21 protein-coding genes, 1 tRNA gene and 1 rRNA gene are annotated in these 26507 nt (G+C 74.0%); 11 read left to right on the plus strand and 12 right to left on the minus strand.

Annotated features, from left to right (window positions below; all coding sequences use genetic code 11):
* A 5S ribosomal RNA gene (gene rrf / locus ACFVFS_RS35405) occupies nucleotides 1-91 on the plus strand; the annotation flags it as partial.
* Between the two features lie 62 nt (nucleotides 92-153).
* On the opposite strand, the gene ACFVFS_RS35410 is transcribed toward rrf, so the two are convergent.
* Together ACFVFS_RS35410 and ACFVFS_RS35415 are read right to left on the minus strand one after the other, a co-directional pair.
* On the minus strand, nucleotides 154-606 hold the full coding sequence (locus ACFVFS_RS35410; RefSeq protein ID WP_380629014.1) for a GNAT family N-acetyltransferase: 453 nt from the start codon (nucleotides 604-606) through the stop codon (nucleotides 154-156).
* Between the two features lie 48 nt (nucleotides 607-654).
* Complete coding sequence (locus ACFVFS_RS35415; protein ID WP_380629015.1) at nucleotides 655-1515, minus strand: VOC family protein; 861 nt, start codon at nucleotides 1513-1515, stop codon at nucleotides 655-657.
* A 72-nt stretch (nucleotides 1516-1587) separates the two neighbouring features.
* On the opposite strand from ACFVFS_RS35415, the gene ACFVFS_RS35420 reads away from it, so the two are divergent.
* The 3 genes from ACFVFS_RS35420 (at nucleotide 1588) to ACFVFS_RS35430 (ending at nucleotide 6625) form a co-directional block, all read left to right on the plus strand.
* A complete protein-coding gene (locus tag ACFVFS_RS35420) occupies nucleotides 1588-3849 on the plus strand; it encodes an ATP-dependent RecD-like DNA helicase (RefSeq protein ID WP_380629016.1) in 2262 nt (753 codons plus the stop codon).
* Nucleotides 3850-4073: 224 nt separating this feature from the next.
* Nucleotides 4074-5363, plus strand: coding sequence for a citrate synthase (locus ACFVFS_RS35425; RefSeq protein WP_380629017.1), 1290 nt, complete (start codon nucleotides 4074-4076; stop codon nucleotides 5361-5363).
* Between the two features lie 542 nt (nucleotides 5364-5905).
* Nucleotides 5906-6625 (plus strand): SDR family NAD(P)-dependent oxidoreductase, encoded by a 720-nt coding sequence (locus ACFVFS_RS35430; RefSeq protein ID WP_380629018.1) that lies wholly within the window; start codon nucleotides 5906-5908, stop codon nucleotides 6623-6625.
* Between the two features lie 72 nt (nucleotides 6626-6697).
* Here the strand turns inward: ACFVFS_RS35430 and ACFVFS_RS35435 are convergent, their stop codons facing one another.
* Both ACFVFS_RS35435 and ACFVFS_RS35440 read right to left on the minus strand, forming a co-directional pair.
* Nucleotides 6698-9016 carry a heavy metal translocating P-type ATPase gene (locus ACFVFS_RS35435; protein ID WP_380629019.1) on the minus strand — a complete coding sequence of 773 codons (2319 nt, stop codon included), beginning with the start codon at nucleotides 9014-9016 and terminating at the stop codon, nucleotides 6698-6700.
* A 73-nt stretch (nucleotides 9017-9089) separates the two neighbouring features.
* Nucleotides 9090-9308, minus strand: coding sequence for a heavy-metal-associated domain-containing protein (locus ACFVFS_RS35440; protein ID WP_376096721.1), 219 nt, complete (start codon nucleotides 9306-9308; stop codon nucleotides 9090-9092).
* A gap of 305 nt (nucleotides 9309-9613) precedes the next feature.
* Between ACFVFS_RS35440 and ACFVFS_RS35445 the strand changes: the two genes are divergently transcribed.
* Complete coding sequence (locus ACFVFS_RS35445; protein ID WP_380629021.1) at nucleotides 9614-10789, plus strand: PP2C family protein-serine/threonine phosphatase; 1176 nt, start codon at nucleotides 9614-9616, stop codon at nucleotides 10787-10789.
* A 1-nt stretch (nucleotide 10790) separates the two neighbouring features.
* On the opposite strand, the gene dhaL is transcribed toward ACFVFS_RS35445, so the two are convergent.
* A complete protein-coding gene (dhaL, locus tag ACFVFS_RS35450) occupies nucleotides 10791-11438 on the minus strand; it encodes a dihydroxyacetone kinase subunit DhaL (RefSeq protein ID WP_380629022.1) in 648 nt (215 codons plus the stop codon).
* Nucleotides 11439-11463: 25 nt separating this feature from the next.
* On the minus strand, nucleotides 11464-12459 hold the full coding sequence (gene dhaK / locus ACFVFS_RS35455) for a dihydroxyacetone kinase subunit DhaK (RefSeq protein ID WP_380629024.1): 996 nt from the start codon (nucleotides 12457-12459) through the stop codon (nucleotides 11464-11466).
* A gap of 126 nt (nucleotides 12460-12585) precedes the next feature.
* Here dhaK and dhaM point away from each other — a divergent pair, with 126 nt between their 5' ends.
* On the plus strand, nucleotides 12586-12978 hold the full coding sequence (dhaM, locus tag ACFVFS_RS35460; protein ID WP_376096710.1) for a dihydroxyacetone kinase phosphoryl donor subunit DhaM: 393 nt from the start codon (nucleotides 12586-12588) through the stop codon (nucleotides 12976-12978).
* 4 nt (nucleotides 12979-12982) lie between these two features.
* On the opposite strand, the gene ACFVFS_RS35465 is transcribed toward dhaM, so the two are convergent.
* Nucleotides 12983-14698, minus strand: a complete 1716-nt coding sequence (locus ACFVFS_RS35465) for a bifunctional 3'-5' exonuclease/DNA polymerase (protein ID WP_380629026.1) — start codon at nucleotides 14696-14698, stop codon at nucleotides 12983-12985.
* A gap of 338 nt (nucleotides 14699-15036) precedes the next feature.
* Here ACFVFS_RS35465 and ACFVFS_RS35470 point away from each other — a divergent pair, with 338 nt between their 5' ends.
* Nucleotides 15037-17061, plus strand: a complete 2025-nt coding sequence (locus ACFVFS_RS35470) for a M3 family metallopeptidase (RefSeq protein WP_380629027.1) — start codon at nucleotides 15037-15039, stop codon at nucleotides 17059-17061.
* Between the two features lie 61 nt (nucleotides 17062-17122).
* On the opposite strand, the gene ACFVFS_RS35475 is transcribed toward ACFVFS_RS35470, so the two are convergent.
* Both ACFVFS_RS35475 and ACFVFS_RS35480 read right to left on the minus strand, forming a co-directional pair.
* Nucleotides 17123-18577, minus strand: coding sequence for a cellulase family glycosylhydrolase (locus tag ACFVFS_RS35475; RefSeq protein WP_380629028.1), 1455 nt, complete (start codon nucleotides 18575-18577; stop codon nucleotides 17123-17125).
* A gap of 102 nt (nucleotides 18578-18679) precedes the next feature.
* Entirely contained in the window at nucleotides 18680-19306 is a 627-nt protein-coding gene (locus ACFVFS_RS35480; protein ID WP_380629030.1) for a TetR family transcriptional regulator, read from the minus strand.
* A gap of 125 nt (nucleotides 19307-19431) precedes the next feature.
* Here ACFVFS_RS35480 and ACFVFS_RS35485 point away from each other — a divergent pair, with 125 nt between their 5' ends.
* A complete protein-coding gene (locus ACFVFS_RS35485) occupies nucleotides 19432-20649 on the plus strand; it encodes an acyl-CoA dehydrogenase family protein (protein WP_380629032.1) in 1218 nt (405 codons plus the stop codon).
* Between the two features lie 89 nt (nucleotides 20650-20738).
* On the opposite strand, the gene ACFVFS_RS35490 is transcribed toward ACFVFS_RS35485, so the two are convergent.
* Together ACFVFS_RS35490 and ACFVFS_RS35495 are read right to left on the minus strand one after the other, a co-directional pair.
* On the minus strand, nucleotides 20739-21551 hold the full coding sequence (locus tag ACFVFS_RS35490; protein WP_380629033.1) for an enoyl-CoA hydratase/isomerase family protein: 813 nt from the start codon (nucleotides 21549-21551) through the stop codon (nucleotides 20739-20741).
* Nucleotides 21552-21842: 291 nt separating this feature from the next.
* Entirely contained in the window at nucleotides 21843-22403 is a 561-nt protein-coding gene (locus ACFVFS_RS35495) for a GNAT family N-acetyltransferase (protein ID WP_380629034.1), read from the minus strand.
* 67 nt (nucleotides 22404-22470) lie between these two features.
* Between ACFVFS_RS35495 and ACFVFS_RS35500 the strand changes: the two genes are divergently transcribed.
* Nucleotides 22471-23142 (plus strand): TetR/AcrR family transcriptional regulator, encoded by a 672-nt coding sequence (locus tag ACFVFS_RS35500; protein WP_380629036.1) that lies wholly within the window; start codon nucleotides 22471-22473, stop codon nucleotides 23140-23142.
* Nucleotides 23143-23306: 164 nt separating this feature from the next.
* On the opposite strand, the gene ACFVFS_RS35505 is transcribed toward ACFVFS_RS35500, so the two are convergent.
* Nucleotides 23307-23382, minus strand: a tRNA-Arg gene (locus ACFVFS_RS35505).
* A gap of 645 nt (nucleotides 23383-24027) precedes the next feature.
* Here ACFVFS_RS35505 and ACFVFS_RS35510 point away from each other — a divergent pair.
* Together ACFVFS_RS35510 and ACFVFS_RS35515 are read left to right on the plus strand one after the other, a co-directional pair.
* Nucleotides 24028-24600, plus strand: coding sequence for a single-stranded DNA-binding protein (locus ACFVFS_RS35510; protein WP_380629037.1), 573 nt, complete (start codon nucleotides 24028-24030; stop codon nucleotides 24598-24600).
* A gap of 315 nt (nucleotides 24601-24915) precedes the next feature.
* A complete protein-coding gene (locus tag ACFVFS_RS35515) occupies nucleotides 24916-26433 on the plus strand; it encodes a Cys-Gln thioester bond-forming surface protein (RefSeq protein WP_380629038.1) in 1518 nt (505 codons plus the stop codon).
* Nucleotides 26434-26507 lie beyond the last annotated feature (74 nt).

Here is a 26507-nt window from a genome sequence, read left to right on the forward strand (position 1 = left end):
GCCCGGTTACATTCCGAACCCGGAAGCTAAGCCTCACAGCGCCGATGGTACTGCAGGGGGGACCCTGTGGGAGAGTAGGACGCCGCCGAACAATCTTTGTGGAGAACCCCCGCCGGGGATACCGGCGGGGGTTCTTTGCGTTTCCCGGACGGATCAGAGCGCGAGCTTGAAGCCGAGGTGGGACGGGACGAAGCCGAGGCGCTCGTAGAAGCGGTGCGCGTCGGTGCGGGTGGCGTCGGAGGTGAGCTGGACCAGGTCGGCGTCGAGTTCGCGGGAGCGGTCGATCGCCCATTGGATCAGGTCGGTGCCCAGGCCGGTGCCGCGTTCGTCGGCGTGGATCCGGACGGCCTCGATGACGGTGCGGGTCGAGCCCTTCCGGGAGAGGCCCGGGATGACGGTCAGCTGAAGGGTGCCGATCGTCCGGCCGGCGCGTTCGGCGACCACGAGGTGCTGGTGCGGGTCGGCGTCGATGCGGGCGAAGGCGGTGCGGTACGGGGTGAGGTCGTCCGGGCTCTCGCGGGTCGCGCCCAGCGGGTCGTCGGCGAGCATGGCCACGACGGCCGGCAGGTCGTCGCCGGTGGCCCGGCGGATGGTCAGATCGTTCATGATCACACTCTAGGAGGCCCTGGAAGGCCCTTCTGGCGTGATCCGACGTCATGTGCCGGGCGGTCGGCTGGTGATGACGGCGAAGACGGCTCCTTGCGGGTCCACGAGCCGGCCGAGGCGGCCGACGCCGTGGACGTCCGTGGCGGGGATCCGGACGGTGGCGCCGAGGCGTTCCGCGGTGGCGAGGCGGGCGTCGACGTCGGGGACCTCGAAGTAGGGGAGCCAGTGCGAGGAGGTGCCGGCGGCGGTCTGCTCGGGGCCGAGCTGCACGATGCCGCCGTGGGCGTCCTCGGTGCCGCCGCCGGACGGGGTGAGGACGGTGTACAGCAGCCCGTCGGTCGGGACGTCCTGTTCCTGCCAGGCGAAGACGGTGCGGTAGAAGGCCTTCGCCGCCTCGGCGTCGATGGTGTGGCACTCCGTCCAGCAGAGGCTTCCGGGCTCGGTGACGGTGTCCAGGCCGCGCAGGTCGTGCGGCTGCCAGACCGCGAAGTCGGCGCCGGTGGGGTCGGTGTAGCCCGCCATCCGGCCGCTGGTGAAGACGTTGAACGGGGCGAAGCGGACCCGGCCGCCGGCGTCGCGGACCAGGGCCGTGGTGCGGTCGGCGTCGAGGGTGCAGAAGTAGACCGTCCAGGCGGGGCGGGCGTGGGCCTCGGTGAACGGGCCGAGCGCGGCGACCGTCCGGCCGTCCTGCCGGAAGAAGCCGTAGCCGCCGGCCTCGGGGCCGGCCGAGGCGTACGTCCAGTCGAACACCCCGGTGTAGAAGGAGACCGAGGCCGGGGTGTCCGGGCTGGTGAGGTCGAGCCAGATGGGGGAGCCGGGACGGAAGGCGGTGGTGAGCATGGTGCGCTGCCCTTCGACGACGGAGGACGGACGACGGAGCCGGCCCTCCTCGTCCTCCCAGCCTGGCACCCGGGCCCGCGGTGTCGCACCCGGACGGTACGGTGCGTAGCGGAAGTCGTCCCGCACGGTGAAGGGGGCCCGATGGCCAGGCAGACAGGGGCGCGGACCGCCGCCCCCGGCGGGACGGGACAGGCGGCGGCGCCCCGCCAGTTGGCCGAGGTCGAGGGCGTGCTGGAGCGGATCACCTACGCCAACGAGGAGACCGGCTACACGGTGGCCCGGGTCGACACCGGGCGGGGCGGCAACGACCTGCTGACCGTGGTGGGCGCCCTGCTCGGCGCGCAGCCGGGGGAGTCGCTGAGGCTGCACGGGCGGTGGGGGTCGCATCCTCAGTACGGGCGGCAGTTCGTGGTGGAGAACTACACGACGGTGCTGCCGGCCACCGTGCAGGGCATCCAGCGGTACCTGGGGTCGGGGCTGATCAAGGGGATCGGGCCGCGGTTCGCCGAGCGGATCGTCGAGCGGTTCGGGGTGGACACCCTGGAGGTGATCGAGAACGAGCCCGGGCGGCTGATCGAGGTGCCGGGGCTCGGTCCGAAGCGGACGAAGAAGATCGCGGCCGCGTGGGAGGAGCAGAAGGCCATCAAGGAGGTGATGGTCTTCCTGCAGGGGGTCGGGGTCTCGACCTCGCTGGCTGTACGGATCTACAAACAGTACGAGGACGGCTCGATCGGGGTGGTGAAGAACGAGCCGTACCGGCTGGCCTCGGACGTCTGGGGCATCGGCTTCCTCACCGCGGACCGGATCGCGCAGGCCGTGGGCATTCCGCACGACAGCCCGGAGCGGGTCAAGGCGGGGCTGCAGTACGCGCTGTCGCAGAGCAGCGACCAGGGGCACTGCTACCTGCCGGAGGAGCGGCTGATCGCGGACGGCGTGAAGCTGCTCCAGGTGGACGTGGGGCTGGTGATCGACTGCCTGGCGGAGCTGGTGGCGGTGGAGGGGGTGGTGCGCGAGCAGGTCCCGGGCGAGGGCGGCGAGCCGATCACGGCCGTGTACCTGGTGCCGTTCCACCGGGCGGAGATCTCGCTGGCCAACCAGTTGCTGCGGCTGCTGCGGGCGGACGCCGACCGGATGCCGTGGTTCGCGGACGTCGACTGGCCGGCGGCGCTGGGCTGGCTGGCGCGGAAGACGGGCGCGGAGCTGGCGCCGGAGCAGGAGCAGTCGGTGCGGCTGGCGCTGACCGAGAAGGTCGCGGTGCTGACCGGCGGGCCCGGGTGCGGCAAGTCGTTCACGGTGAAGTCGATCGTCACGCTGGCGCTGGCGAAGCGGGCCAAGGTGGTGCTGGCGGCGCCGACCGGGCGGGCGGCGAAGCGGCTGGCGGAGCTGACCGGGGTGGAGGCCTCGACGGTGCACCGGCTGCTGGAGCTGCGGCCGGGCGGGGATGCCGCGTACGACCGGGACCGGCCGCTGGACGCGGACCTGGTGGTGGTCGACGAGGCGTCGATGCTGGACCTGATCCTGGCGAACAAGCTGGTCAAGGCGGTGGCGCCGGGGGCGCACCTGCTGTTCGTGGGGGACGTGGACCAGCTGCCGTCGGTGGGGGCGGGCGAGGTGCTGCGGGACCTGCTGGCCGAGGGCGGGCCGATCCCGTCGGTGCGGCTGACCAGGATCTTCCGCCAGGCGCAGCAGTCGGGCGTGGTGACCAACGCGCACCGGATCAACGAGGGACTGCCGCCGCAGACCGAGGGCCTGCCGGACTTCTTCCTGTTCGCGGAGGAGGACGCGGAGCTGGCGGCGGGGCTGACGGTGGACGTGGTGGCGCGGCGGATCCCGCAGAGGTTCGGCTACGACGCCCGGCGGGACGTCCAGGTGCTGGCGCCGATGCACCGCGGCCCGGCCGGGGCGGGGAACCTCAACACGCTGTTGCAGGCGGCGGTGACGCCGGCCCGGGAGGGGCTGGCGGAGCGGCGGTTCGGCGGGCGGACGTTCCGGGTGGGGGACAAGGTCACCCAGATCCGCAACAACTACGACAAGGGGCGCAACGGGGTCTTCAACGGCACGGTGGGAGTGGTGACGTCCCTCAGTGCGGACGACCAGCGCCTGACGGTGCTGACGGACGAGGACGAGGAGGTGCCCTACGACTTCGACGAGCTGGACGAGTTGGCGCACGCCTACGCGGTGACGATCCATCGGTCGCAGGGGAGCGAGTACCCCGTGGTGGTGATTCCGGTCACTATGTCCGCTTGGACGATGCTCCAGCGAAATCTGCTCTACACGGCGGTGACCAGGGCCCGAAAACTGGTCGTGCTGGTGGGGTCACGGAAAGCGATCGGGCAGGCGGTTCGCAGTGTCAGTGCAGGTCGGAGGCATGCGGCGCTGGACCACCGGCTTGCGTCTGGATGATTCTCCAAGGGATGGTTGCCTCTATTGTTCTCTTGACGTGAAGAGATTTACGGCAGAGCCTGGTGGGGTGCCGATCTTGTCCGGTTCGTACCGGCGGCGGCGGCAGGTTTTGTAGGGGCGGGCCCTTTCGGGTCACCCCGGGTGCGCGGCTGTCCGCCGGATGGGGGATGGTAGAGACAGTCAGGGCACCTTGGAAGAGGATTCATTTCGTCGGTGAGGAAGACGTGAGCGACAACTCGGTAGTACTGCGGTACCAGGACGGCGAGTACGAGTACCCCGTCGTCGAGAGCACTGCGGGCAACGCCGGCTTCGACATCTCGAAGCTGCTCCCGCAGACCGGCCTGGTCACCCTGGACAACGGCTTCGGCAACACCGCCGCCTACAAGTCCGCGATCACCTTCGTGGACGGTGACAACGGCATCCTGCGGTACCGCGGTTACCCGATCGAGCAGCTCGCCGGCAAGGGTGACTTCATCGAGACCGCGTACCTGCTGATCAACGGCGAGCTGCCGAACTCCGAGCAGCTCGCGCAGTTCAACCGCGAGATCACCCAGCACACCCTGCTGCACGAGGACGTCAAGCGCTTCTTCCAGGGCTTCCCGCGGGACGCGCACCCGATGGCGATGCTGTCCTCGGTGGTCGGCGCGCTGTCGACGTTCTACCCGGAGAGCCACAACCCGTTCGACGCGGCCCAGCGCCACCTGTCGACGGTCCGCCTGCTGGCGAAGCTCCCGACCATCGCGGCGTACGCGTACAAGAAGGCGATGGGCCAGCCCTTCGTCTACCCGCGCAACGACCTGAGCTACGTCGAGAACCTCCTCCGGATGACCTTCGCGGTCCCGGCCGAGGACTACGAGCTCAACCCGGTCATCGTCAACGCGCTGGACAAGCTGCTCATCCTGCACGCGGACCACGAGCAGAACTGCTCGACCTCCACCGTGCGCCTGGTCGGCTCCAGCCACGCCAACCTGTTCGCCTCGATCTCGGCGGGCATCTCGGCGCTGTGGGGCCCGCTGCACGGCGGCGCCAACCAGGCCGTGCTGGAGATGCTGGAGAGCATCCAGAAGGACGGCGGCGACGTCGACGCCTTCATCACGAAGGTGAAGAACAAGGAAGCCGGCGTCAAGCTGATGGGCTTCGGCCACCGGGTCTACAAGGCGTTCGACCCGCGCGCCGCCCAGGTGAAGCTGCTCGCCCACGAGGTGCTCGGCCAGCTCGGCAAGTCCGACGAGCTGCTGGAGATCGCGCTCAAGCTGGAGGAGCACGCGCTCAAGGACGACTTCTTCGTCTCGCGCAAGCTCTACCCGAACGTGGACTTCTACACCGGTCTGATCTACCGCGCCATGGGCTTCCCGACCAGCATGTTCACCGTGCTGTTCGCCCTCGGCCGGCTGCCGGGCTGGATCGCCCACTGGCACGAGATGATCAACGACCCGACCAGCCGGATCGGCCGTCCGCGCCAGATCTACACCGGCACCGCGATCCGTGACTACGTCGAGATCGACGCCCGCTGACGCCGTGCACCCGCACTGACGCCATGCGCACGCCCTGACACCGTGCCACGAGGGCCCGGCCGCACTCCTGCGGCCGGGCCCTCGTGTGTGCTGTCGCGCAACGTCCGGCGCACGACTCCGGGGGCGGCGGTGGACCCGGGACGGCCGCTCAAAGCGTCCCTGGTCCCGCCACACCCCGGCGTCGTGCGCGAAGGCCGCCAAACCGTCGGCGACCGACCCGGGGCCCGCCGGAGCCCCGTCGGCGGCAGTGGCGGCGGTGCGTCGACGCTGTGCCGTTCGCCACGTCTCCGCCCACCGGTAAAACTGCCGCACTACCAACCTAAGACGTATCAGCGTGTGAGAAGTTACGCCGGGGGGGTGTGAGCTGCCTCTCGCCACGCTCCGTGTGCACGCGGTGCCGCCCCCATACCACACCTCGCGGCGGGCGCGACGTCACCCTCCCCGCAGTCACGGCAACCGAGCGTGATAGGAATCGTGGCATTCCGGTACGGACCGTCCCGCACCTTGCAGCGTGGCGGCGGAGCTGGGGAGGGAGTGCGCAGATGACCAGGAACGTGGTTGTCACCGGCGGTGGCACGGGGATCGGGTACGAGGTGGCACGGCGGTTCGCCGAGGCGGGCGAACGGGTCGTGATCGTCGGCCGTCGGCGGGCGGTGCTGGAGGACGCCGCCGCGGCCCTCGGGCCGAACGTGACCCCGCTGGTCTGCGACCTCGCCGATCCGGACGCCGTGGAGGCCGCGCTGGCCGGGCTGCCGGAGCGGATCGACGTGCTGGTGAACAACGCGGGCAGCCGGGAGACCGTGATCGGGGCCGGGCCGCACGCCCTGCTGGCCCGCTGGCGCGGGGACTTCGAGCGCAACGTGCTGACCGTGGTCCTGCTCACCGAGTCGATCCGCGACCGGCTCACCCCGGGCTCCGGCCGGGTGGTCACCATCAGCTCGATCGCCGCCCTGCGCGGGGCCGGCTCGTACGGTGCGGCGAAGGCCTCGCTGCACGCCTGGAACCACTTCCTCGCCGCCCAGCTCGGCACCTCGGGCATCACCGCCAACATCGTGGCGCCGGGGACGGTGGCGGGCACCGAGTTCTTCGGGCCGCGGCTGGACGACGCCGAGGTCTCCCGGCGGGCGGCCCGGACGCTGCTCGGGCGGATCGGGGAGACCGGGGAGGTGGCGGCGGCGGTCCACTTCCTGGCCTCGCCGGAGGCCGGGTTCATCACCGGCGAGATCCTGCACTGCAACGGCGGCGAGCTGCTCGGCCGCTGAGCCGGGCGCCGACGCCGCAGGGCCCGTACCGCACGAGCGGTACGGGCCCTGCCGGTTCCCGGGGTGCCCGGGTCAGGCGGCCCGGAAACGGCGCAGCCGGAGGCTGTTGGTGAGCACGAAGACCGAGGAGAAGGCCATCGTGGCACCGGCGATCATCGGGTTGAGCAGGCCCGCGGCGGCCAGCGGGATCGCCGCCACGTTGTAGCCGAAGGCCCAGAACAGGTTGCCCTTGATGGTGCCGAGGGTCCTGCGGGAGAGCCGGATGGCGTCGGCGGCCGAGCGCAGGTCGCCGCGGACCAGGGTCAGGTCGCTCGCCTCGATGGCGGCGTCGGTGCCGGTGCCCATGGCCAGGCCGAGGTCGGCCTGGGCGAGCGCGGCGGCGTCGTTGACGCCGTCGCCGACCATCGCGACGATCCGGCCCTCGGCCTGGAGGATCTCGACGGCGGCCACCTTGTCCTCCGGCAGCACCTCCGCCTGCACGTCCTCGGCGGGGATGCCGACCTCGGCGGCGACGGCCTCGGCCACCAGCCGGTTGTCCCCGGTGAGCAGCACCGGCCGCAGGCCGAGGGCGCGCAGTTCGGCGATCGCCTCGGCGCTGGTGGGCTTGACCGCGTCGGCGACCTCCAGCACGGCCCGGGCCTCGCCGTCCCAGCCGACCGCGACGGTGGTCCGTCCGGCGGCCTCGGCGGCGCGCTTGGCCTCGGCGAGCGCGGCGGGCAGCGGCAGGCCGTGCTCGGCGAGCAGGGCCTCCCGGCCGGCGACCACCGCGTGGCCCTCCACCACGCCCCGGACGCCCAGACCGGGGACGTTCGCGAAGCCCTCGACGGCGGGCAGGGCGCCGAGCCGCTCGGCGGCCGCGGCGGCGATCGCGGCGGCGATCGGGTGCTCGGAGGCGTGCTCGACGGCGCCGGCCAGGCGCAGCGCCTGCTCCTCGGTGACGCCCTCGACGGTGCGGACGGCGAGCAGGGTCATCCGGCCGGTGGTGACGGTGCCGGTCTTGTCGAGGACGACGGTGTCGACGCGGCGGGTGTTCTCCAGGACCTCGGGGCCCTTGATGAGGATGCCGAGCTGGGCGCCGCGGCCGGTGCCGACCATCAGGGCGGTCGGGGTGGCCAGGCCGAGGGCGCAGGGGCAGGCGATGATCAGCACGGCGACGGCGGCGGTGAACGCCTCGGTGGCGCTCTCGGTGGTCAGCAGCCAGGTGAGCAGGGTGCCGAGCGCGATGAGGATCACCACGGGCACGAAGACGGCGGAGATCCGGTCGGCGAGCCGCTGGGCGGCGGCCTTGCCGCTCTGTGCCTCATCGACCAGCTGGGCCATCCGGGCGAGCCGGGTGTCGGCGCCGACCCGGGTGGCCTCGACCACCAGACGGCCGCCGGCGTTGACGGTGGCGCCGGTGACGGTGTCGCCGACGGCGACCTCGACCGGCACGGACTCGCCGGTGAGCATCGAGGCGTCGACGGCGGAGGCGCCCTCGACCACCACGCCGTCGGTGGCGATCTTCTCGCCGGGGCGGACCACGAAGCGGGTCCCGACGGTGAGGTGCTCGACGGGCAGCCGGACCTCGCGGCCGCCCTGCAGCACCGCGACGTCCTTGGCGCCGAGGTCCAGCAGGGCGTGCAGGGCGGCTCCGGCGCGGCGCTTGGAGCGGGCCTCCAGGTAGCGGCCGAGCAGGATCAGCACGGTGACGGCGGAGGCCGTCTCCAGGTAGAGCATGGACGAGGCGTCGGTGTCGCCGACCGAGAACGAGAACTCGTGCCGCATGCCGGGCGTCCCGGCGTCGCCCCAGAACAGGGCCCAGAAGGACCAGCCGAAGGCGGCCAGGGTGCCGAGCGAGACCAGGGTGTCCATGGTCGCCGCGCCGTGCTTGAGGTTGGTCCAGGCGGCGCGGTGGAAGGGCAGGCCGCCGTAGACCACGACGGGGCCGGTGAGGGCGAAGGCGAGCCACTGCCAGTTGGTGAACTGGAGGGTGGGGACCATCGACCAGAGGACCACCGGCAGGCTGAGCACGGCGCTGACGAGCAGCCGGTCGAGCAGCGGGTCGGCCGCCGGCGGGCGGGTGTCCGTACCGGCGGGGGCCTCGGCGGGGGTGGCGGGTATCGGCGGCGGGGGGAGTTCGGCGGTGTAGCCGGTGTTCTCCACGGTGGCGATGAGGTCGGCCACGGTCACGTCCGGCGCGAACTCGACCCGGGCCTTCTCGGTGGCGTAGTTGACGGTGGCCTCGACGCCCGTCATCCGGTTCAGCTTCTTCTCGATCCGGGCGGCGCAGGCGGCGCAGGTCATGCCGCCGATCGACAGTTCGACGCGTTCGCGGACCGCGGTGGGGTCCTCCTGGCCGGTGGTGGCGGTCGCCGTGTCCGGGGAGGTGGAGCCCGAGGTGGAGGTGCTCATGTGCTGATCAGCTCCTAGGGGAGGGCGCGGCGGGGGCGGGGTTCGCCGGGCCCCCACCGCGCGGCGGGGGCTCTCAGGCGGCGCGGCCGACCAGCTCGTAGCCGGCCTCGTCGACGGCGGCACGCACCAGCTCGTCGTCCAGCGGGGCCGCCGCGGAGACGGTCACCGTGCCGGCCTTGGCGTCGGCGGACACCTCGGTCACCCCGGTGAGGGTGGAGAGCTCCTTGCTGACGGAGCTCTCGCAGTGTCCGCAGCTCATGCCGGTGACGGTGTAGGTGATGGTGCTGGACATCGGGGCCTCCGGAAGGTCGGTACGGCCGCGAGCGCAAGCCCGGGCCCGGCTGATACTGCCACCATACCCCTAAGGGGTATTCTGTAGGGATACGGATGATGTGGTGTGGATCGCATTCCGGATCGCGCCCGGGTGTCCCCGGGCGGCGTCGGCGCGCGCTCCGAGAGCAGAGCGTAGGCGGCCGGACACGCTGCGCCGGGATCCGCCTCGCCACCTGGGCGGATTCGGGCGGCCGGCGGGGCCGTGGGCGCCGTCGCGGCGGGGGTGCGGGGGTGGACGTGCTGATCGTCCGTTATGTTCGGTATGTGTCTCCGCTCCGCCGTGCCCAGTCGCCGTCCGATCCGACCGGCGTCGGGCAGCCTCCGGCCCGGCGGCGCAACGCGCTGCTCGCCGTCGACCTGCTCGACATCCCGTTCTGGCGGCGGGCCGCCCCGGCGCTGATCGCGATCGTGCTGGTCGGGATCGCCGACCTCTACTCCGGCCAGGACCGCTACCTCGCGCCGCTGATGACCGTCGTCCCCAGCATCGCCGCGCTCACCCTGCGGCCGCTCGAACTGCTCGGCGTCTGCTCGATCGGCCTGCTCGCCGTCTTCGGCCTCAGCCACTACGACCAGGTCGACAACATCAACGACGTCCGCTTCCTGTGGGGCGCGATGGTCAGCTACCTGCTGCTCTCGGTGTTCTCCGCCTGGGTCGCCCGGATCCGGATGCGCCGGGCCGCCGCCTACGCCGCGGTCAGCTCCGTCGCGGAGGCGGCGCAGCGCGCCCTGCTGCGGCTGCCCGGGCCGGTCGTCGGACCGCTGCACCTCGCCGTGCGCTACGTCTCCGCCGCCGACGCGTCGAGGATCGGCGGGGACCTCTACTCCGTCCTGGAGACCCCGTACGGCACCCGGGTCGCGGTCGGCGACGTGCGCGGCAAGGGGCTCGGCGCGGTGCAGACCGCCGCCGTGGTGCTGGGCGCCTTCCGGGAGGCCGCGTACGACGAGGCCGGGCTGCGCGGGGTGGCGGCCCGGATCGAGGCCAGTGTCGAGCGGCACGTGCCGGACGGGGAGTTCACCACCGCGCTGTTCGCCGAGTTCCGCCGGCCCGGCGTGGTCCAGCTGCTCCAGTACGGGCACGTCCCGCCGATCCGGGTCGACCCGGAGGGCCGGGTGCACATCCTGGACGCGCCGGACCCGTGGGTGCCGCTCGGCCTCGGCCGGCTGGCCCGCGGCGAGCCGAGCACCTGGGACCAGCCGTTCGGCACCGACGACGTGCTGGTGCTCTGCACCGACGGCGTGATCGAGGCCAGGCACCGGCACAGCGGCGTGTTCTACCCGCTCGGGGAGCGGGTCGGCCCGCTGGTGCGGGGCGCGGCCCGCTCCGCGGCGGAGCTGGAGGCGGCGGTCGGGCGGGTCTACGCCGACCTGCTGGCGCACACCGGGGGCGAACTGCGGGACGACGCGCTGCTGCTGCTGATCACCCGCACCGACGCCGCCTGACTCAGTTCCCGGCAGCCTCGGCGAGGGCGCGGAAGAGCAGGGTGGTGGAGGTCGCGCCCGGGTCCTGGTGGCCGACGCTGCGTGGGCCCAGGTAGGAGGCGCGCCCCTTGCGGGCCTGCAGCGGCACGGTGTCCAGGGCGCCCCGCTCGGCGCCCGCCGCGGCGGCCGCCGCGGCCTCCGGCAGGCCGGCGCCGGCGGCCACCGCCGCCCGGTAGGCGTCCAGTGCGGGCGTCCACGCGTCGACGATGGTCTTGTCGCCCGGCTCGGCCTTGCCGAGCTCCCGCACGGCCCGCAGACCGGCCGCCAGCGCCTCGCCGAGCCCGGCGGCGTCGGCGGGCGCTTCGCCGGGCTGCGGCAGTGCGGCGCCGATCGCCCGGAACGCCTTGCCGTAGAGGGGGCCGGAGGCGCCGCCGACCTTGGAGATCAGTGTGGTGCCGGTCTTGGTCAACACCGCCCCGGGCCCGGCGGGGGCCGGGGCGTCCGGCGCGTCCAGGGCGGCCAGCACGGCGGTGAAGCCGCGCCGCAGGTTGCTGCCGTGGTCGCCGTCGCCGATCGCCGAGTCCAGTTCGGTGAGCCGTCCGTGCTCCTTCTCGACCGCGGCGGCCAACGCGCGGACCCAGGCCTCGGCCAGCCGGGTGTCGACGTCCATCTCGGGTGCTCCTGTTCTCCGCCGGTCAGGCGCGCTTGAGGGCGGGGGTGTCCGCCGGGGCGTCCCACAGCTCCAGCAGCGGGCCGTCGGCCTTGGTGAGGGTGAGCGAGAAACCGGCCATGTCCAGGCTGGTCACGTAGTTGCCGACCAGGCTGCGGGCCACCGTGATGCCGCGCTCGGCCAGCCGGGCGGCGACCTCGCCGAAGACGATGTACAGCTCCATCAGCGGCGTCGCGCCCAGACCGTTGACCAGGGCGATCACCTCGTCGCCGGCGGCCAGGCGGTGGTCGGCGAGGATCGTCTCCACCACCTCGGCGACCAGCTCGCGGGCCGGGCGCAGCCGCTCCCGGCGCCGCCCCGGCTCGCCGTGGATGCCGACGCCCACCTCGATCTCGTCCTCGGCCAGCTCGAAGCCGGGCTTGCCCGCCGCCGGGACGGTCGCCGCGGTCAGCGCGACGGCGAACGAGCGGGAGGCCGCGTTCACCCGCTCACCGAGGGCGGCCACCTCGTCCAGCGGCGCGCCGCGCTCGGCCAGCGCGCCCGCGATCTTCTCCACCAGCACCGTGGCGCCGGTGCCGCGCCGCCCGGCCGTCCAGGTGGAGTCCTCCACCGCGACGTCGTCGTTGACCAGCACCGTGCGGACCTCGATGCCCTCCTCGGCGGCCAGCTCCGCGGCGAGCTCGAAGTTCATCACGTCGCCGGTGTAGTTCTTCACCACGAACACCACGCCGGCGCCGGAGTCCACGGCCTTGGCGGCCGCCAGCATCTGGTCCGGGACGGGGGAGGTGAACACCTCGCCGGGGCAGGCCGCGTCCAGCATGCCGGGCCCCACGAAGCCGCCGTGCAGGGGCTCGTGCCCGGACCCTCCGCCGGAGACCAGCGCCACCTTGGGCGCGGCCGGCCGCACGGCCCGGGTGATCACCCGGTTGGCGATGTCCACCGCCAGCTCCGGATGGGCGGCGGCCACCCCGGCCAGCGCGTCCTCCAGGACGGTCTCCGCGTCGTTGATGAGCTTCTTCACGGCGTACGCGCTCCCCTCGGCAGACGGTGCTGCCCCGACGCTACGCCAGACGGGGGCCGGCGGCACGGAATCCGACACGCCGGACGTGACTCACCCGGGTGGAGTACAGCCTCTAGGGTCGGGAGCATGAGTGGACACGTGGGCATCGTTCTGGTCTCGCACAGCGCGGCGCTGGCCGGCGGGTTGAAGGAGCTGCTGGCGGAGCTCGCCTCGGACGAGGTGCGGGTGGTGGTGGCGGGCGGGACCGAGGAGGGCGGGCTCGGGACCAGCTACGAGCTGATCGCGCGGGCCGTGGCCGAGGCGGACACCGGGGCGGGCGTCGCGGTGCTGCCGGACCTCGGGAGCTCGGTGCTGACGGCGGTGACCGTGCTGGAGGACGCGCCGCGGCCCGGCGTGGTGCTGGTCGACGCGCCGTTCGTGGAGGGGGCGGTGGCCGCGGCGGTGACCGCCTCGACCGGTGCGGCGCTGGCCGAGGTGGTGGCCGCCGCCGAGGAGGCGCGCGGCTACCGCAAGCTGTGAGGGCTCACTTGGCGTCGGCGTAGCACTCCACCACGGCGGTGCTGAGCGGGAACCGCACCGGGGTGTCGCCGAAGACCAGTCGGCGGGCCTCGTCGGCCGCCGCGTCGACCGCCGCCGCCACCTCGTCGGCGAGGTTGGCGGGGGTGTGCACCATCACCTCGTCGTGCTGGAAGAACACCAGGTGCGGGCGGTCGGCCGCGGTGGCGACCGGGAGCTCGGCGAGCCGGCGGCGCAGCGCGGCCAGCAGTGCGAGGGCCCAGTCGGCGGCGCTGGCCTGGATGACGAAGTTGCGGGTGAACCGGCCGCGGGCGCGGGCCGAGCGGCCGCCGGCGTCGCCCGCCGTCTCGGGCGCCTCGGTGAGGTCGAGGAAGTCCGCGGTGGCGGGCGGGCAGGGGCGGCCCAGTCGGGAGGCGACCACGCCGCCGTCCTCGCCGGTGCGGGCGGCCGCCTCGACGTAGCCCATCGCGGCCGGGTAGCGGTTGCGCAGGGTGGCCAGCAGCGGGCCGATGTCGCCGCTGGTCTGGCCGTACATGGCGCCGAGCAGGCCCAGCTTGGCCTTGTCGCGGTCGCCGTGGAAGGCGGTGGCGGCCAGTGCCTCGTAGAGGTCGCCGCCGGCGGCGGTGCGGGCCAGCCCGGCGTCCTGGGAGAGCGCCGCGAGCACCCGCGGCTCCAGCTGGGCGGCGTCCGCGACCACCAGCAGCCAGCCGGGGTCGGCGACCACGGCGCGGCGCAGGATGCGCGGGATCTGCAGTGCCCCGCCGCCGCGGCTGGCCCAGCGGCCGGAGACCACGCCGCCGACCACGTACTCGGGGCGGAACCGGCCGCCGCGCGCCCAGGCGTCCTGCCAGGCCCAGCCGTGCGCGACGTGGATCCGGGACAGCTCCTTGTAGCGGACCAGCAGCCGGGCCGCCGGGTGGTCGATCGTCTTCAGCTCCCAGGAGCGGGTGGAGCCGAGCGGGATGCCCGCGTCGGCGAAGGCACGCAGCACCTGGCTGTGCGAGTCCGGGTTGAACGGGCGCCCGCCGAGCGCCCGCTGGAGCTCGACGGCGAGTTCGGCGAGCAGCCGCGGCTGGGTGCCGGGGACGGTGGGGCGCGGGCCGAGCAGGTCGGTGAGCAGCCGGTCGTGGACGTCGACGCTCCAGGGCAGGCCGTCGTCGGCCATCTCGGCGGCGGCCAGCGCGCCCGCCGACTCGGCGGCGACCAGCAGCCGGAAGCGGGCGCGGGCGGCCGGGTCGGCGATCGCGGCGAGCCGGCGCTGCTGTTCGGCGTGCACGGCGACCACGGCGGTCAGCGGGTCGGTGCCGGGCGGCAGCTGGAGCCGGTCGGGGGCGAACAGGGTGTCCTGGCCGTCGCCGGCCTCGGCGGAGCCGGGCTCGGGCAGGTCGGCGGGGACGGGCAGGCCGCGCAGCCGGGCCCAGCCGGCGCCGAGCGAGCGCGGGGCGCCGAACCGGCCCTCGTGGGCGAGCAGCAGCGCCTCCACCAGCCGCAGGTCGTGGCAGCGGGCGAGGCGGTCGGGCAGCCGGGGGAGCAGCGGGGCGTAGCCGGAGTCGGCGGCGGCCCACACCCACCGGGGGTGCTCGGCGGCCTCCCGGGCGGCGACGGCGGCGGCGAGGTCGGGGACGGGTTCGGGCGGGCCGAGCGGGGCGCCCGCGTCGTCGAGCGGCCGGAGCCGGCCGCCGGGGCCGTGCGGGTCGGGGGCGAGGGCGATCCGGGGTGCCACGGGGGCTCCTCCTCTCGTGCGGACTGTGCGGTGCGGACTGTGCGGTGCGGCCTGTTCGGTGCGGCCTGTTCGGTGCGGACCGCGACGGGGATCGCGGTACGGGCTGCGGGCCGGGGTCGTGCTGCCGGTGGGTTCGTGGTGTCGGCCGGGTCGTCCGGGGGCGCACGGCCGGCCGGTGTCGACGGTAGCGGGAGGGTACGACAACCGGAGCCGCACCGTCCGGCGGCGGGTCCGGAGGGCGCCCGGGCGGTGTCCCGGGGCGCCCCCGCGCCGGGTCCGCCGGACGGTGCGGCAAAGGGGTGTGGGCAGCGCCGATGACAGCGCGTAAGGTCGGCGAAATGACCGAGAACCCGTTCTTCAGGCCCAGCACCCTGGCCTACGAACTGCCGCCGTTCGCCGAGATCCGGCCGGAGCACTACCTGCCCGCCTTCGAGCGCGGGATGGCCGAGCAGCTCGCCGAGATCGCCGCGATCACCGCCGACCCGCAGCCGCCGACGGTCGAGAACACCCTGGTCGCGCTGGAGCGCTCGGGGAGGCTGCTGCACCGGGTCAAGGTGGTGTTCGAGAACCACTCCGCCGCCGACACCACCCCCGAGGTCGACCGGATCGACGCCGAGATCAGCCCCCGGCTGGCCGCGCACCGGGACGCGATCCACCTGGACGCCGCGCTCTTCGCCCGGATCGAGGAGCTGCACGCCCGCCGCGCCGACCTGGACGCGGACCCGCAGACGCTGCGGCTGCTGGAGCGCCGGCACACGGCGTTCGTCCGGGCCGGTGCCCGGCTGGGCGCCGAGGAGCAGTCCCGGCTGCGCGCGATCAACACCGAACTCGCCGCCGCCTCCTCGGAGTTCCGGCAGAACGTGTCCGCCGACTCGCAGGCCCGGGCGCTGGTGCTGGACTCCGCCGAGCAGCTGGCGGGCCTCTCGGCGGACGAGATCGCGGCCGCCGCCGAGAACGGCCGGGCGCTCGGGCACCCGGACGGCTTCGTGCTGAGCCTGAAGAACTTCTCCAACCAGACCGAACTCGCCTCGCTCACCGACCGCTCGGTGCGCGAGCGGCTGCTCGCCGCCTCGCTGGACCGCGCCGTCGACACCAACGGCCCGCTGGCGATCCGGATGGCCGCGCTGCGCGCCGAGCGGGCCCGGCTGCTCGGCCACGACACCCACGCCGCCTACGTGGTGGCCGACGAGACGGCCGGCACCGTCGAGGCGGTGGACGCGCTGCTCGCCCGGCTGGTGCCGCCGGCCGTGGCCAACGCCCGCCGCGAGGCCGAGGAGCTGGCCAAGCTGGCCGCCGCCGACGGCATCGACGAGATCGCCGCGCACGACTGGGCGTACTACTCGGAGCAGGTCCGGCAGGCCTCGTACCAGGTGGACGCGGCGGCCCTGCGCCCCTACTTCGAGCTGGAGCGGGTGCTGCGGGACGGCGTGTTCTTCGCCGCCAACCTGGCCTACGGGGTGACCTTCACCGAGCGGCCCGACCTCGTCGGCTACCACCCGGACACCCGGGTCTTCGAGGTGTTCGACGCGGACGGCGGGGCGCTGGGCCTGTTCCTGGGCGACTTCCACGCCCGGGCGTCCAAGCGCGGCGGCGCCTGGATGGACGAACTGGTCAGCCAGTCCGGCCTGCTGGGGCAGCGGCCGGTGGTCTACAACAACCTGAACATCGCCAAGCCGGCCCCCGGCGAGCCGGTGCTGCTCTCCTGGGACGAGGTCCGCACGCTGTTCCACGAGTTCGGCCACGCGCTGCACGGGCTGTTCTCGGACGTCCGCTACCCGTACGTCGCGGGCACCGCGGTGCCGCGGGACTTCGTGGAGTTCCCCTCGCAGGTCAACGAGATGTGGATGGTCCGGCCGGAGGTGCTGGCCAACTACGCCCGGCACCACGAGACGGGTGAGCCGCTGCCGGCGGAGCTGGTCGGGCGGATGGAGGCGGCGGAGTCCTTCGGGCAGGGCTTCCGGACCGTCGAGTACCTGGCGGCGGCGCTGCTGGACTGGGCCTGGCACACCCTGCCGGAGGGCCGGGAGGTCGCGGACGCCCGGGAGTTCGAGGCGGCGGCGCTGGCCGAGGCCGGCCTGGCGGTGGCGGCGGTCCCGCCGCGCTACCGGACCACCTACTTCGGGCACATCTTCGCGGGCGGGTACAGCGCGGGCTACTACGCGTACATCTGGTCGGAGGTGCTGGACGCCGACACGGTGGAGTGGTTCAAGGGCAACGGCCGCGGGGTGCGGGAGAGCGGCGAGGTCTTCCGGCGGGAGCTGCTGGCGCGCGGCGACGGCCGGGACGCGCTGGACTCCTTCCGCGCGGTGGTCGGACGCGATCCGGAGACCGGGCCGCTGCTGGCCCGGCGCGGACTGGCCTGACCCCGGCGGGACGGCCCGGCGGGATGCCCGGCGGCACGGTCGGTGCCGCCGGGCGCGGCCCTCAGCGCGGTTCGACGGTGACGGTGACCGGGGTGCCCGGGCGGGCGTGCGGGAGCCGGACCCGGACGCGGCCGGCCCGCTCGCCGCTCGGCTGGTCGAGCTCGGCGAGGGCGCCGGCCGGGTGGACGGCGATCCGGGCGCCGGCGGGGAACGCGGCGGCCGGCAGGACGAGTTCGGTGGCCCGGCCGGTGCCGTCGGCCTGCCAGCGGACGGTGTGCCGGGCGCCGTCCGACGTGGTGCGGGCGGCGCCGCCGGCGACCGCGACCGGGTACGGGCCGAAGGCCGGCTCGGCGCCCGGGGCGGGCCGCCCGGCGGGGTCGAGCGCGCAGTAGCCGCCGTTGCCCCGGCACCAGTACCACATCGCCCAGCCGGCCGCGAAGCCGTCCATCGCGTCCACCTGGCGGCGCACCAGCAGGGTGTTGCCGGGCGTGCGGGAGTTCGGCGGGCCCCACTCGCCGACCAGCACCGGCAGCCGGTGGGCGGCGGGGTAGGCGGTGACGGCGGCGGTGTAGCGCTCGACGAAGCCGCCGGACGGGTCCCAGTCGGCCCCGGACTCGACGGCGGTGTCGTAGAAGTGCGGCGCGTAGCCGAGCCGGGGCGCGCCCGGGCGGGGGTCGGCGAAGCCGGGCAGCCGGGTCGGGACGCCCTGGCCGACCAGCACCGTCGGCTCGACGAACAGCCAGGCGCGGGAGTCGGCCCGGCGGACGGCGGCGATCAGCCGGCGGTACATGGCGGCGAGCCGGCCCTGCTCCAGCTCGGCGGCCGCGCGGGCCAGCGCCTCCGGGTCGGCGGGGTCGCCGTCCACCGGGCCGAACGGCTCGTTGAACAGGTCGTAGCCCAGCAGCGAGCGGTGGCCGCGCAGTTCGCGGGCCAGCCGGGTGTAGAAGTCGGCCTGCCAGGCGCGCAGGTCGGGGTCGTCGTAGAGGTGCCGGAAGGCGGCCTGGACGGCGGGCTGGAAGTAACCGGCGAACCAGTCGTCGGGGTCCGCCTCGAAGGGCAGGCCGTCGTCGCGGGTGGCCCAGGGCGGGATGCCGCCGGTGCCGCCGACGAACCGCGGGCCGTAGACGTCCTGGTGGAGATCGACCAGCACGAGCACGCCGTAGCGGTCGGCCCAGCCGAGGAGCCGCCGCAGCCGGGCCAGTTCGGCGGGGTCGAGGCGGCCGCGGGCGGGCTCCAGCCTGGTCCAGGAGACCGGCAGGCGGATCAGCGTGAAGCCCTGCGCGGCGACCGACCGGACGTCCTGTTCGGTGGCCTCGGCGTACTTGTCGAGGTTGAAGCCGCGCAGCCGGAGCCGGCGGCCGAAGGCGTCGGTGAGGTCGGTGCGGCCGTCCGGGGCGGTGGCCGTGCCGGTGGGGAACGGCGGTGCGGGGGAGGCGGGTCGGGCCCGGGCCGGGGCGGCGGGGAGGGCCAGGGCGGCGGCGAGCAGCAGGGTGGCGGCGGTGCGGAGTGGGCGCAACGGGACCTCCGGGGCCGGCGAGGGTGGGGCCCGATGATGCCGGACCGGCATGTCCGCCACAAGACGCCGGGGCGGGACCGCCGCCCGGGGCCCCGCCCCGGGTCAGTCGGCGGAATCCGGTGCCGGGCCGGCGGGCAGTGCGGCGGTCGGCAGGTCGGCGGCCGCCGCCAGCCGGCCCCAGAGCAGGTCGGCGAGCACCTGGACCATCCGGGTGCGCGAGCACGGCCGGGACTCCAGCCACCAGTCGCCGGCCGCCAGCACCATGCCGGTGATGGCCCGGCCCCAGGCCTCGGCGACCAGCTCGCGGTCGGCTCCGAGGTCGATCTGGTCGGCGACGGCCCGGGTGATCTCCTCGGCGATCTGCTGGAGCGCCGGGGCCAGCGCGTTGCCCGCCCCGCTCGGGTCGCCCGGCTCGGGGTGGGTGAGCAGCCGGTAGACCTGCGGGCGGGCCTCGATCCCGGCGAGGTAGGTGTCCAGCACGTGCTCGACCCGGTCGCGGCGCTCCAGGGGTTCGGCGAGCGCGGCCCGCACGGCGGCCAGCAGCCCGCCGGTGTGGCGCTCGGTCAGGGCCCTGACCAGGCCGTTCCGGTCGCCGAAGTGCCGGTAGAGGATCGGCTTGGTGATGCCGGCCTCGGCGGCGATGGCGTTCATGCTGGCGCCGGGGCCCTCGCGCTGGACGACCCGGTCGGCGGCGTTGAGCAGCTGTTCCCGGCGGGGCTCTGGGTCCATGCGCGGTTCCCTCGTTTCGTGTGGGTGCGGGCGTTGACACCGGTTACCAAGCAGTAGCAGACTCCGACGATGTTACCGGCGGTAACGCCCCGGTCGGTCGCACCCTTCCTCGGAGGCCCCCACCCATGAGCACCTTCTCGCTGGACCCGGGTCCGGACCAGCTCGCCGTCCGCGACTGGCTGCACGGCTTCGCCGCCGGCGTCATGCGGCCCGCCGCCGCCGAGTGGGACGAGCGCGAGGAGACCCCCTGGCCGATCATCCAGGAGGCCGCCAGGCTCGGAATCTACTCGCTCGACTTCTACGCCCAGCAGTACTTCGACCCCTCCGGCGTGGGCATCCCGATCGCCATGGAGGAGCTGTTCTGGGGCGACGCCGGCCTCGGCCTGTCCATCGTCGGCACCACCCTCGCCGCCGTCGCGGTGCTCGCCAACGGCACCGACGAGCAGATCGGCACCTGGGCGCCGCAGATGTTCGGCACCCCGGACGACGTCAAGGTGGCCGCCTTCTGCTCCTCCGAGCCGGACGCCGGCTCCGACGTCTCCGCGCTGCGCACCCGGGCCGTGTACGACGAGGCCGCCGACGAGTGGGTGCTGAACGGCACCAAGACCTGGGCCACCAACGGCGGGATCGCCGCCGTCCACGTGGTCGTGGCGACCGTCGACCCGGCGCTCGGCGCGCGCGGGCAGGCGTCCTTCGTGGTGCCGCCGGGCACGCCCGGCCTCAGCCAGGGCCAGAAGTTCAAGAAGCACGGCATCCGCGCCTCGCACACCGCCGAGGTGGTCCTGGACGCCGTCCGGGTGCCCGGCCACTGCCTGCTCGGCGGCAGGGAGAAGCTGGACGAGCGCCTGGCGCGGGCCCGCGAGGGCGTCCGCAAGGGCGGACGGAACGCCGCGATGGCCACCTTCGAGGCCTCCCGCCCGGCCGTCGGCGCGCAGGCGATCGGCATCGCCCGGGCCGCGTACGAGGTGGCGCTCGACTACGCCGGGACCCGGGTGCAGTTCGGCTGCCCGATCATCGACAACCAGGGCGTGGCCTTCCAGCTGGCCGACATGAGGACCCGGATCGACGCGGCCCGGCTGCTGGTCTGGCGGGCCTCCTGGATGGCCGCCACCCAGCAGCCGTTCACCGCCGCCGAGGGCTCGATGTCCAAGCTCTACGCGGGTGAGACGGCCAAGTGGGTCACCGCGCAGGCGATGCAGATCCTCGGCGGCAACGGCTTCACCCGGGAGTACCCGGTCGAGCGGATGCACCGGGACAGCGCGATCTACTCGATCTTCGAGGGGACCAGCGAGATCCAGCGGCTGGTCATCGCCCGCGCCCTCTCCGGGCTGCCGATCCGCTGACGCCACCCGGGCCGTCCCGCGCGGGGACGGCGCCCACCGCCGGGGCGAGGGGCGCCGTCCCGGCCGTGAGGGGGCGGGCCGGGCCGGGCTCAGAACCGGGGCGGGCGGCGCTCCAGGAAGGCGGCGAGGCCCTCGCGGACGTCGGGCGCCTCGCGGGAGCGGCGCTCCCAGGGGGCGAGGGCGGCCGCGGCCCGCTCCGGCGGGACGGCCAGGGCGGCCTTGACCGCGCCGATGGTCTGCGGCGAGCGGGTGGTCAGCAGCCGGGCGAACTCCAGGGCGGCCGCGTCCAGTTCGGCGGCCGGCAGGACGCGTTCGGCCAGGCCCAGCTCGGCCGCCCGCGGTCCGGGCAGCAGCTCGCCGGAGAACAGCAGGTACTTGGCGCGCGCCGGGCCGACCAGCCGGGCCAGCCGCAGGGTCGGCACCGCCGGGTAGACCACGCCCAGCTTGGCCGGGGTGATGCCGAGCCGGGCGTCCTCCGCGACGAACCGCAGGTCGCAGGCGAGCGCCAGCTGGCAGCCGCCGCCGACGCAGGCGCCGTGCACCACGGCGAGGGTCGGGTGCGGGAAGGCCGCCAGCGCCTCCTCGGCGGCGACGTTGACCGCGTGGTAGGCGTCGGCGCGGTCCGGATCGCCGTAGACCTCGGCGAGTTCGTCGATGTCCGCGCCGGCGCTGAAGGTGCCGCCCGCGCCGGTCACCAGCAGGGCGCGCACCTTCGGCTCCTCGGCGAGCCGCTTCAGCACGCCGGGCAGCGCCTGCCAGATCGCCAGGGTGACGGCGTTGCGCCGGTGCGGGCGGTCGAACTCCAGCACCGCGACGCCGTCCTCGCCGAGACGGGCGTTCAGGCCGTCGGTCTCGGTGGGCAGCGGGGCGCGCTCGCGGGTCAGCAGCGGCCGGGTGGCCATGGGTACCTCCGGAGGGCTCGGGTGCGGACACTCTCCCAGAGCGCCGCGACGGCGGTCGGGGCCGGGTGGCGCCGTAGCCACCGAGGCCGCGTTCGACCGGCGCGAAGGCCCGGTGGGTGGCGGCCGGGGCTTCGGACAGGACGTCCGCGGCCCGCCGCCGCCGGGACGTCGGGGGCCTGCTCGCGCACCGCCCGGGCGGGTTCGCCGATGCGCTGCTCCGCCGGGCCGGGGGAGGCGGGGGAGCGGGGCGGGGCCGGTGGAGTCGTCCACCGGCCCCGCGTCCCCGGGCCGTCAGGAGGCGGGGGCGCCCTGCGACCGCCACTCGTGGGTGAGCAGCGACCAGACCTCGCCGTCGTGGTGCACGCCGCCGTGCAGGTAGCTCTCCCGCATGACGCCCTCCAGGGTGAAGCCCAGACGCTGGGCGATCGCGCGGCTGCGGACGTTCTCCGGCCGGTTGTGCCACTCGATCCGGTGCATGCCCCGGACGGTGAAGGCGTAGTCGATCAGGTGCCGGACGGCGGTGGTGACCAGCCCGTGGCCCTGGCCGGCGGGCTCGGTCCAGACGCCGATCTCGCAGGTGCCGCCCTTGGCGTCGAACTGCACGAACATCACGCCGCCGACCAGCGTGCCGTCCCGCCAGATGCCGTAGAGGCGGGCGGTGTCGGCGGCCTGCCGGTCGGCGTAGCGCTGCAGGACGGCACGGGCCGAGTCGAGGTCGGTGGCGAGCGCGGCCCAGCCGATCCAGGCGTCGATCTGGGCGCGGCCGCGCTCGATGTGCTCCAGGTACTCGGGCGCCTGCCAGGGCTCCAGCGGGCGGAGCTCGGCGTTCTCGGCGAGGGGGACGGCGAACATGGGCGGGCCTTTCGCGGCGAGGGTCGACGGTCGTCCATAACAAACGTTTGGTACGTAAGATAACCCCATGACACCGGCACGTGGAGATCATGAAGCCCGCCGAACCGAAGTCTCCGAGGCGGTCTGGCGGGTGCTGTCCACCCGGGGTTTCGAGGGGCTCACGCTGCGTGCGGTGGCCGCCGAGATGGGCGCCTCCACCGGCCTGCTGACCCACTACTTCCCGAGCAAGAAGGCGCTGGTCGCGCACGCCCTGGACGTGCTGGACCGGCGCTCGCTGGCCCGGCCGCGGCGGCTCGCGCCGGCCGACGGGGGGCCGCCGCCGCCCGAGGGGCTGGCGCGGCTGCGGGCGGCGTTGCTGGACGTGCTGCCGCTGGACGGGCCGGGCCGGGCGGGCAACCGGATCTGGGTGGGCTCCTGGGACGTCGCGCTGGCCGATCCGGAGCTGGCCGGGGCGCACGCGGCGCGCTACGCGCGGGCGCGCGGGCTGCTGACGGAGTGCGTCGAGGCCGCGCGCCGGCTCGGCGAGCTGCCGGCCGGGCCGCCGGCGGCCGAGGTCGCGGCGGCGGCGCAGGCCTTCGTGCTGGGGCTGGTGGTGCAGGCGCTGTTCGCCCCGGCGGAGTTCCCGGCGCGGCGGCAGACGGAGCTGCTGGACGCCTACCTGGCGCGGCTGGCGGCGGACGGCGGCGGCGGTGCGGCGGACGCCGGCCGGGCCGCGGACCCGGGTGGTTCGCCGGCGTAGGGCGTGCGGGCGGGCGTTGCGGGGGTTTCCGGCACCGGAATTCCCCGGACGGGTCTTTTCGGGGAGTGCATGACACGGATGGTCACGGGTTATGCGCGCTCGGTGCCGGGCGCGAAATGCGCGAAGCGCGCGGCGCCGGCCGTGGCCCGTGGCGCGGTGTTGCGTGGCGCCCCCAGCAGGATTCGAACCTGCGACCTACCGCTTAGAAGGCGGGTGCTCTATCCGCTGAGCTATGGGGGCGGGACGGGCTGCGCCCGGATGGGCGTGACCGTTGCCGGGATCGGACGGTGGGCGCGCGGCGCCCGCTGTCCGCTCCCGTGCCTGAGGGTTGGGCGTGGGGGTCGGCGGGTCCTTGCCCTGTCGGGGACAGGATAAGGGTGTCCCGTTCCTCGGCCGGCTGTTGTGACACTGCCGTTGGTGTGTCGGCCTCGGTGGAGCGGTCCGATAATCGCAGGTGAAGGCCGTGAGTGCAGCGGTCTGGAGGTGTTCCGCGCCGGACGTTGTGCACTCGTTACGGGGCTGTCTGCCCACCCGTTATGGATTCGGCACGGAGAAAGCGTCGCGGCCGAGGCCGGCATCGACGCGGGTGGGGGGCCGTATTCGGGTTCGTTCGGTCGGATGACGTGCGCGGACGGTCCCCGGGGCCACCCCTGGGGGTGTCCTGGGGCGGCGGGGCGGCCCGGAGATTCTTGTCATGGCCCCGCAGGGTTTGGGTGTGATGGTCGCACAAAGGCTGAAATTCACCCCTGCGGGCGACATGGGTTTTCCACAGCCCCGAGTTGTCCACAGGATTTCGGATCTCCCGGGTGCTTATTTCCCGGGAAGCGCACTCTCAACGCGCACCGGTCGATTCCGTACGGTGCAACCGAGAGAGCGGAGCGTGCTGTGAACGAGACCCAGGTGACGGTGATCGGGAATGTCGCGACCGAGGTGACCTACGCCCAGACCCCCGGCGGGGTGCCGGTCGCGAACTTCCGGCTGGCCTCGACCGAGCGGCGCTACGACCGGGCGCGGGACGGCTGGGTCGACGGCGAGACGCAGTGGGTGACGGTGACGGCCTGGCGGGCGCTGGCGGGGCACCTGATCGACTCGCTGACGAAGGGGGACCCGGTGGTGGTGAGCGGGAGGCTGCGGGTGCGGGAGTGGGCGGAGGGGGAGGTGAAGCGGAGTCGGGTGGAGATCGACGCCCGATCGGTCGGACACGATCTGAGCCGGGGCACGGCGAGGTTCAGCTGGGCGCCGGGTGCGCGGAACGGGTCGCCGGGCGGATTCCCCGCCGGCCCTCCGGGAGGCCCGCCGGGGCGGGCCGCTGACGGGGCGTCCGGGCCGTCCGGCGCGGCCGAGGCCCCGTCCGGCGAGCCGGTGCCCGGGTGGATCGTGGACGCCCTGCGCGGCCGGAGCCCGGCCGGGGCGGGCGTCGGGGCGCCGTCCGAGGGGGAAACCGGGGGTGTCGCCTAGCGGGTGACGGGGTGTCGGTCAGGCGGTAGCACTGTCGACAAATATGTGAATCGAGAAGGGTGTTGCGACCCGCACGCGCAATCCCGTTCGGTTAGTGGAATGATCCCGAATTTCTGGCTGCCCGTCAGCTTGTGGAGACACTGAGAGGGTTGATAACGATCCAGATACGGAATCGTCCTGATTTCGCATGGGGGTTTCCGGGCCTCTGGCGCTCCATAGGATGCGTCTGGTTCACATCGTGAAGCAGCGCCACAGGGGGCGCGGCAAGTAAGGCGGGCTGCCCATCGGCGCGGCCTGGCCCGGAGGGATCCCAAGATGTTGCAGAGGCAGGGGCGGACGCTTCCCCGCATCACTACTGTCATGCTCGCGACCAGCGTTGCGCTGGGCGGGGGCCTGTTCGCGGCCGGTGCGGCGGCTGCGGCTGACGCCCCCGGCGGGGCCGTCACGGCGGTGATCCAGCCGACCCTCATGAGCGAGGAGATCGCCATCGAGGGGAGCCACTCCATCCAGGGCGGCCTCTTCACGCTGAAGACCCCGGACGGCGAGATCAAGACGTACTGCATCGACATCGACCACCCGGTCGACATCACCAAGGGCATCGAGTACCAGGAGTCCGACTGGAAGTCGAGCTCGCTGGGCAACCCGGCCAAGGCCGAGGACGCCTCCAAGATCCGCTGGATCCTGGAGAACTCCTACCCGCAGGTCACCGACCTCAAGAAGCTGGCCGCCGACGCCGGTGTCGAGGGCGACCTGACCAAGGAGGACGCCGCCGCCGGCACCCAGGCCGCGATCTGGAAGTTCTCCGACGGCAAGAACGCCATCCCGGTCGACGCCGAGGCCAAGCAGCTGCGCGACTACCTCGTCAGCCAGAAGAACAAGGGCATCGCCGCCGAGCCCAAGCCCTCGCTGAGCCTCACCCCGGACTCGGCGTCCGGCAAGCCCGGCAACAAGATCGGCCCGTTCACCGTCAACTCCAGCGCCAACGAGGTGAAGTTCGCCGTCACCGGTGACTCCGCCGACAAGGTCAAGCTGGTCGACAAGGACGGCAAGCCGGTCACCGACCTGGCCGGCCCGATCGCCAAGGACACCCAGCTGTTCCTGGACGTGCCCGCCGGCACCGCCGACGGCACGGCCGCCGTCGCCGCCTCCGCCGAGACCGTCGTGCCCAGCGGCCGCGTCTTCCTCAGCAAGGGCTACACCCCGGACAAGCACAGCCAGACCATGATCCTGGCCGGCTCGACCAAGCTCGGCGTCAAGGACTCCGTCAAGGCGACCTGGAAGGCCGGCAAGGGCCCGCTGATCGACAGCTCCGCGGTCGTCGAGTGCGTCGCCAACGGCGTGAAGGTCTTCGTCTCCAACGGCGGCGACGAGGCCGGCACCGTCTCGGTGAAGCCGGGCAAGGACGTCACCGTCCAGTCGGGCAAGATCGAGACCGTGATCGTCCCGGTCAACGAGGACAGCCCCTACGACATCACGGTGACCGGCCCGAACGGCTTCACCAAGAACTTCAAGGGCATCCTGGACTGCAAGACCGCCAGCGTGACCACGCCGAGCCCGTCGGCCACCCCGACCGCCAAGCCGTCGACCCCGGCGCCGACCACCCCGGCCCCGACCACCAGCAAGCCGGCCACCCCCAGCGCCACCCCGTCGGCCACCGCCACCACCGCGCACCCGGCGCCGCCGAGCACCGCCCCCGGCAACACCGGCGGCCTGGCCCAGACCGGTGGCAGTGACGCCACCCCGGTCATCGCCGCCGTCGCCGGCGGTCTGGTCGTGGCCGGCGGAGCCGCGGTCTTCCTGCTGCGCCGCCGCCGCGGTGGCAACGCCGCCTGAGGCACCGCCCGGAGCACCGCCCGGTAGGGCGTGATCCGACGGCACCGGCCCGGCTCCCCGCACCACGCGTGCGG

The sequence above is a fragment of the Kitasatospora sp. NPDC057692 genome, from assembly GCF_042799475.1.
Lineage (GTDB): Bacteria > Actinomycetota > Actinomycetes > Streptomycetales > Streptomycetaceae > Kitasatospora.

Bases quoted from the DNA above. Each gene is read 5' to 3' on its own strand.
- ACFVFS_RS35430 (WP_380629018.1), top strand. From the start codon at position 5,906: ATGACCAGGAACGTGGTTGTCACCGGCGGTGGCACGGGGATCGGGTAC.
- ACFVFS_RS35420 (WP_380629016.1), top strand. From the start codon at position 1,588: ATGGCCAGGCAGACAGGGGCGCGGACCGCCGCCCCCGGCGGGACGGGA.
- ACFVFS_RS35495 (WP_380629034.1), bottom strand. From the start codon at position 22,403: ATGTTCGCCGTCCCCCTCGCCGAGAACGCCGAGCTCCGCCCGCTGGAG.
- ACFVFS_RS35490 (WP_380629033.1), bottom strand. From the start codon at position 21,551: ATGGCCACCCGGCCGCTGCTGACCCGCGAGCGCGCCCCGCTGCCCACC.
- ACFVFS_RS35480 (WP_380629030.1), bottom strand. From the start codon at position 19,306: ATGGACCCAGAGCCCCGCCGGGAACAGCTGCTCAACGCCGCCGACCGG.
- dhaM (WP_376096710.1), top strand. From the start codon at position 12,586: ATGAGTGGACACGTGGGCATCGTTCTGGTCTCGCACAGCGCGGCGCTG.
- ACFVFS_RS35470 (WP_380629027.1), top strand. From the start codon at position 15,037: ATGACCGAGAACCCGTTCTTCAGGCCCAGCACCCTGGCCTACGAACTG.
- ACFVFS_RS35440 (WP_376096721.1), bottom strand. From the start codon at position 9,308: ATGTCCAGCACCATCACCTACACCGTCACCGGCATGAGCTGCGGACAC.
- ACFVFS_RS35500 (WP_380629036.1), top strand. From the start codon at position 22,471: ATGACACCGGCACGTGGAGATCATGAAGCCCGCCGAACCGAAGTCTCC.
- dhaL (WP_380629022.1), bottom strand. From the start codon at position 11,438: ATGGACGTCGACACCCGGCTGGCCGAGGCCTGGGTCCGCGCGTTGGCC.
- ACFVFS_RS35485 (WP_380629032.1), top strand. From the start codon at position 19,432: ATGAGCACCTTCTCGCTGGACCCGGGTCCGGACCAGCTCGCCGTCCGC.
- ACFVFS_RS35410 (WP_380629014.1), bottom strand. From the start codon at position 606: ATGAACGATCTGACCATCCGCCGGGCCACCGGCGACGACCTGCCGGCC.
- ACFVFS_RS35515 (WP_380629038.1), top strand. From the start codon at position 24,916: ATGTTGCAGAGGCAGGGGCGGACGCTTCCCCGCATCACTACTGTCATG.
- ACFVFS_RS35435 (WP_380629019.1), bottom strand. From the start codon at position 9,016: ATGAGCACCTCCACCTCGGGCTCCACCTCCCCGGACACGGCGACCGCC.